We start from the raw sequence: 5,205 nt of genomic DNA, 5'->3' as shown, positions 1-5,205 counted from the left end.
GGTGGCCGGCGGGGTACTTCCAGGTGCTCCGGGAGCAGGGCGTGGCGGAACCAGACGCCCCCCTCTATGCCCACTGGGTGCGCCGCTTCTTCCAACGCCGGCAGGGCAACCGGCGAAGGCGTGACCTGAATCGGATGGACGTCAAGGCGACGAGCAGCGGCCCCTGTTTCGCCGGCTGCTGCTTTTGAGATCACGAATTCAGAGATGTAGAGGTCGTAGCCAAACCGTTTGCTATTCCACCACTGTCTGGTTAATTCTGGTCGTGCAGCAGCAAGGATATCTCGGCCGGGATTGGCCGCGAGATAACTGACGATGGTGTTTTCGAGGTAGCGTTTCGGTTTCATGCATGAAAACCACGCGCTACCTCATCAGCTTTCAATGTTCGTTTTTTTGAGCTGCATAACGGTCCACGGCTCGAGTGCCGAGGGTGCGTGGCACAAACATACGAAGCAGCATCCAACCTCGCGCGAACCGGAGAGGGCTGCGATTGCCGGAACGCCCTCGGCCACCTTGCAACCGGAGGTCAGGGGCCACACTTACGCGTTTGATGCTGCTTCCTTCCGGTCCACGGGCAGCGTGACGATGAACGTGGCTCCTTTGCCTTCTTCGCTCTCCACCGTCAGCGTGCCGCCGTGCCCCTGCGTGACGATGTCGTAGCTCAGGCTCAAACCCAGTCCCGTCCCCGTGCCCGTCGGCTTCGTCGTGAAGAATGGTTCGAAGATCTTCTCCTTGATCTCAGGCGGGATCCCCGGGCCATTGTCCGACACCCGGATCTCCACCTGACCATCGACCCGCCGCGTGGTCACCGTCACGATCGGCTCATAGGCACCGTTGACGGTTGCGGCGTACTCGTATACCGCGTCGAAGGCGTTTCCGAGCAGGTTCAAGAACACCCGACCGATCTCCTGTGGCACAACCTCAATCGTGCCGACATCGTCCTCCAGGTTTCGCTTGATCGCAACGTTGAGGTCGGATATCTGCGATCTTTTGCCGTGGTAGGCCAGATCGATGTGCTCTGAGACGAGCCGGTTGATGTCGCCGGGTTCACGCAGGCCATTGCCGCTCTCGGCATGTTGCATCATGGCGCGCACAATGCCGTCGGCCCGCTTACCGTGCTGGTTGATGACCCGGGCATTCTGTTTCAGATCCGTCAACAGGTCTTCGACGGCGGCGAGGGCATCGGGGTGATCGGCCAGGTCCTCGCATAGTTCGGCGGCGAGCTCTTCGTTGATCTCGGCGAAGTTGTTGACAAAGTTCAGTGGGTTCTTGATCTCGTGGGCGATGCCGGCCGTGAGTTGCCCCAGTGAGGCCATCTTCTCCTGCTGGATCAGTTGCTGCTGCGTCGTTTGCAAGCGACGATGGGTCTGTTGCAGTTCGTTGTGTGCACTGGTGAGGGCCACATGGGCACGGTTTTTCAGCCGATAGCGGGTATAGACCAGAAAGGCGATGGCGGCGACCAGCAGCAGCCCGGCGCCGAGGCCATACCGCCAGAAACGTTGGAGTTGCTGGTCACGCTCCAGGATCTCGATCTGCTGCTGCTGCGCCCGGGTCTGGTACTGTTGCTGCAGTTCAGCGATGACGCCCTGGCTCTCGGAGGTGAAGAGGGAATCGTAGGCTGCTTTGTAGGCCCGATAGGCCGCGAGGGCCTCCCGGTATTGCCCTTTTTGCTCCAGGATACGGCTGCGTTCTTCATGGATGTTCTGTACGAGGAGAAGGACGCCGAGCGAGTCCGCCAGGGTAAGGGCGCGGTTGCTGTAGTCCAGCGCCTCATCGAGGCGCCCCTGGTGACGGTAGAGCGAAGCGAGATGGTACAGGGCTTCGGCCTTCCCATCCTGGTCCCCCAGACGCTCGTGGATGGCCAGCGCACGCTCGAGGTATTCCAGCGCCTCGTCATAGTGGCCTTTCAGTTTGTGCATCCTGCCGAGATTAATGGCCGAGATCGCCATACCGGATTGATCGCCGAGGGCCTCCTTGAGGGCCAGGGCCCGTTCGTAGTGCGACAACGCCTCGTCGTAGCGCCCGAGGGCGGCCAGGTTGTTGCCCAGGTTGTTGAGGGCAGAAGACATCCCCCGCCGGTTCCCCGTAGCCTCATAGATCGCCAGGGCACGTTCCAGCAGGGGAAGAGCCTCGTCAAAGGCGCCGAGGTCATGGTGGATGATGCTCATGTTATTGAGCGCACTGGCTATACCTCGCTGGTTCTGTATCTCTTCCTGTACAACGAGGGAACGGTCGAGAAAGGACAGGGCCGCATCCAGGTCGCCCAGCACCTGGTAGGTCAGCCCGATGCCTTCGAGGGCGTTCGCTATTCGCCTTTGGTCCTTCAACGCCTCACTGATGCCGAGGACCTGCTCATAGTCCGTCAGTGCCTCGTTGAATGCACCTCGTTTCCCGTGCATACGGGCCACGTTGAGGAGCGTACCGGCCAATTCCCGCTGTTCCCCCAACGCTTCAAAAAGGGTAGAGGCACGACGGAAGGAATAGAGGGCTGCCTCATAATCCCCCCGGTTATCGTAAATGTTGCCGAGGTTGTTGTAGGTACTCGCCATACCATTCCTGTCCTCGATGGCTTCCCGGATCTCCAGCGCCCGGTTGAAATAGGCGAGCGCCTCGTCCTGGTTGTCTTTGCGCAGGTAGACGGCTCCGATGTTGTTGAGCATCTTGCCGACCCCCAGTTGATCCCCCAGGGCTTCGCGGAGACGCAGCGAGCGTTCGTAGTAGGAAAGTGCCTCGTCCAAGTTGCCCTGAAACAGATGAATGATACCCACATCGTTGAGGGATTCGGCGATCCCCATACGATCCCCCATCTCCTCCCGGATAGCCAGGGCGCGGCGGTAGAACGACAGTCCTTCGTCGAGGCGCCCCTGGAGATCGTGGTAGAGACCAATCGAGCGCAGGGCGGCACTCAACCCCCGGCGGTCTCCGAGGGCTTCATAGCCTGCCAGCGCCTCCTCAATCAACGTCCGTCCGGGTTCATACTTCCCACGCCAGATCAGGCCGGAGCCTTCTAGATAGGCCCCGTCGGCGGCCCCCTGTGCATCTCCGACCGACGTGGCCCAGGCCCGCAGGTGTTCCCCCACCACCCGCATCGAATCGTACTGTGCGAGCTTTTCGTGGACCCGCCCCTTGCCATACCACACCCGCCGTATCAGCGCAGGTGCGGTATCGCTGCGCAACAGGGAAACAGCCTCCCGGCTGTAGGTGAGCGCCACCCCGACATCCCCGATATAGTGCCCCTCGATCAGATCAGCCAGCAGGGCCAGGCGTACATCATCAACGGTCCCGGGCAAACGGGCTTCCAGCTCCTCAACCGGGACCTGGGCATAAAGGGGAAGGCTCCCCCATACGGCGAGTAGTACCGTCAGCGTACGCTTCATAAGGGCAGTGCGGATGCATATGTTTCCAGGAATCGCAGGGGGGAGACACGGCTTATTTTCATCGTGTCCGGGGAAGGCTGAAACTGCACGAGGCCTCGGTAGCACAACCACGCTGCCGCTGAGCCTGCCCGTTAAACCGCCCCCCCACCCGGCATGCTTCCAGGCCGTGGAGTGTCCCTGACTCCGAGCCGACCGCGAAGCCGATGAACCCCTTCAAGCATACGCCATGAGGATGCTATGCACAAGTCTACAGGCCACCCGACCCACCCCTGCCCCCGATTACGTTCATAGCCATTTACGCTCCTCGTTTCGGTCTCGGTCATATACGAAACGTCGAGAGCCGGCGCTTGCAACAGCCGGGACCGTCGCGTTTATGGCCGACCTGCGTGCTGGGTGATGCCCGTGGGCTGAGCCGCCGGGCGAAGTTCCGGAAACCCGGCTATGCGGCAGAGGGCGGCAAGGCTGGGGTAATGCCGTTTCGTTGCATCAGATCCATGAGCTTTGCGCGATCGGGCGGACCGGCGACAGCCTCCGCGTAGATGGCGGCAGCCTCGCGGAAGAACTCCGGGCCCAGACCGGCCGGGGTAACCGCGCAGAATCCCTTGACGTCGACGTTGCCGTTGTTGTCGAAGCGATGGACAGCGCCGCGCGGGATACACAGCGTCTGGCCGGGGCCGATGTCGACAGGCGTCCCATCGACGGTAAACGTGACCACACCATCGAGACCATAGATCGTCTCCTCGTAGTGATCATGGGAATGAGCGGGAGCGAGGAGGCGCTGCCCGGCCGGAACCATGAACTCGAAGACGGCGATGCTGTCGTTGGAGTCTTTGCCCGTGACAAGGAAGCGTATCGTGATCGGGCCGGCCTGAATCGTCTCGTCGGAGGGATCGAGGCGCGGGGGAGCTGTCTGGTCGGGCATGATGGATTCCGAATGAGGGGTTGAAAAGGACAACGGGGGGAGCGCCGGCCGAACAATGGCCAGCGATCAGCAGCCCGGCACTTGCGTTAAGATAGCATCTCAGTATTTTGCAAAGCAATACGGGTGGAAACGTCATACAGCCCGGATACCGCATCCTTACATGAACCCAGGCATCAGGCGCTCAGCCGCCGGCGGAGCCGGTCGGAGGCGGCGGCGCACTGTTAGCCGGCGCATTCCCGCGTGCAACGGCTTCCAGCGCTTCCACGATGGCCTTTCTCGTGAGCTCCTGCTGCCGCTCGCGGTCAATGGTCGCGAAATGGTCAAGATGAACCGCCTTGACGGCGAACACCGTGAACTCCTGTACCTGACTCGAAATACGTGATATCCGAAAGGGCATTACGGATGGGATAGCGCGCGCCTTCCTTCCGCTCTACCTTGTCAAAAAATGACCATCCGTTCCAGGAATAATTATCTTCATGTTGACGCGATTTTTCGGACTGCTTTTCCTCCTCATTCTCATCTCCCCGAATCCGGCGCGCGCCCAGACGACCGGCGCGTGCGAGCGGGGCGAGGCCACTGCCGACCTCGACGTCGCCAACGTCCGCGCCCGCCTCTACAATGACGGCGGCTTCTTCTGGGACGGATCCCGCAACGTCTACAACGTGCCCAGAGCTCCGGAAGGCAACCCCATCACTCCGAACGCCATCTTCGCCGGTGGGATCTGACTCGGCGGTCTGACGCCTTCGGACGAACTCCGCATGGCCGCCGCCACCTATAGCAGATGGGAGTTCTGGCCCGGCCCGCTCGACGACGACGGCAACCCGCCCGAGGACTGCGCCGCCTTCGACCGCATCTTCAAGGTCAGCGATGAGGACCTCCGCGCCTTCGACCGCGACGGCACGCTCACCG

The 5,205-nt window shown here is 61.4% G+C and carries 4 protein-coding genes and 1 pseudogene; 1 reads left to right on the top strand and 4 read right to left on the bottom strand.

Features of this window, described 5'->3' with window-relative positions; genetic code table 11:
* The 4 genes and pseudogenes from AC1HIY_RS10980 to AC1HIY_RS10965 all read right to left on the bottom strand — a co-directional run.
* A pseudogene (locus AC1HIY_RS10980) lies at window positions 1-344 on the bottom strand (hypothetical protein); the annotation flags it as partial.
* Window positions 345-536: 192 nt separating this feature from the next.
* Window positions 537-3,374 (bottom strand): tetratricopeptide repeat protein, encoded by a 2,838-nt coding sequence (locus tag AC1HIY_RS10975; RefSeq protein WP_479576779.1) that lies wholly within the window; start codon window positions 3,372-3,374, stop codon window positions 537-539.
* 439 nt (window positions 3,375-3,813) lie between these two features.
* Entirely contained in the window at window positions 3,814-4,296 is a 483-nt protein-coding gene (locus AC1HIY_RS10970) for a cupin domain-containing protein (protein ID WP_479576778.1), read from the bottom strand.
* A gap of 181 nt (window positions 4,297-4,477) precedes the next feature.
* Entirely contained in the window at window positions 4,478-4,693 is a 216-nt protein-coding gene (locus AC1HIY_RS10965) for a hypothetical protein (RefSeq protein ID WP_479576777.1), read from the bottom strand.
* 79 nt (window positions 4,694-4,772) lie between these two features.
* On the opposite strand from AC1HIY_RS10965, the gene AC1HIY_RS10960 reads away from it, so the two are divergent.
* Entirely contained in the window at window positions 4,773-5,021 is a 249-nt protein-coding gene (locus AC1HIY_RS10960) for a hypothetical protein (RefSeq protein ID WP_479576776.1), read from the top strand.
* The last annotated feature ends 184 nt before the right edge of the window (window positions 5,022-5,205 follow it).

Source organism: Rhodocaloribacter sp., from assembly GCF_056451265.1.
Note: the sequence above shows the minus strand (reverse complement) of the source record. Positions and strands in the feature narration are given on the sequence as shown.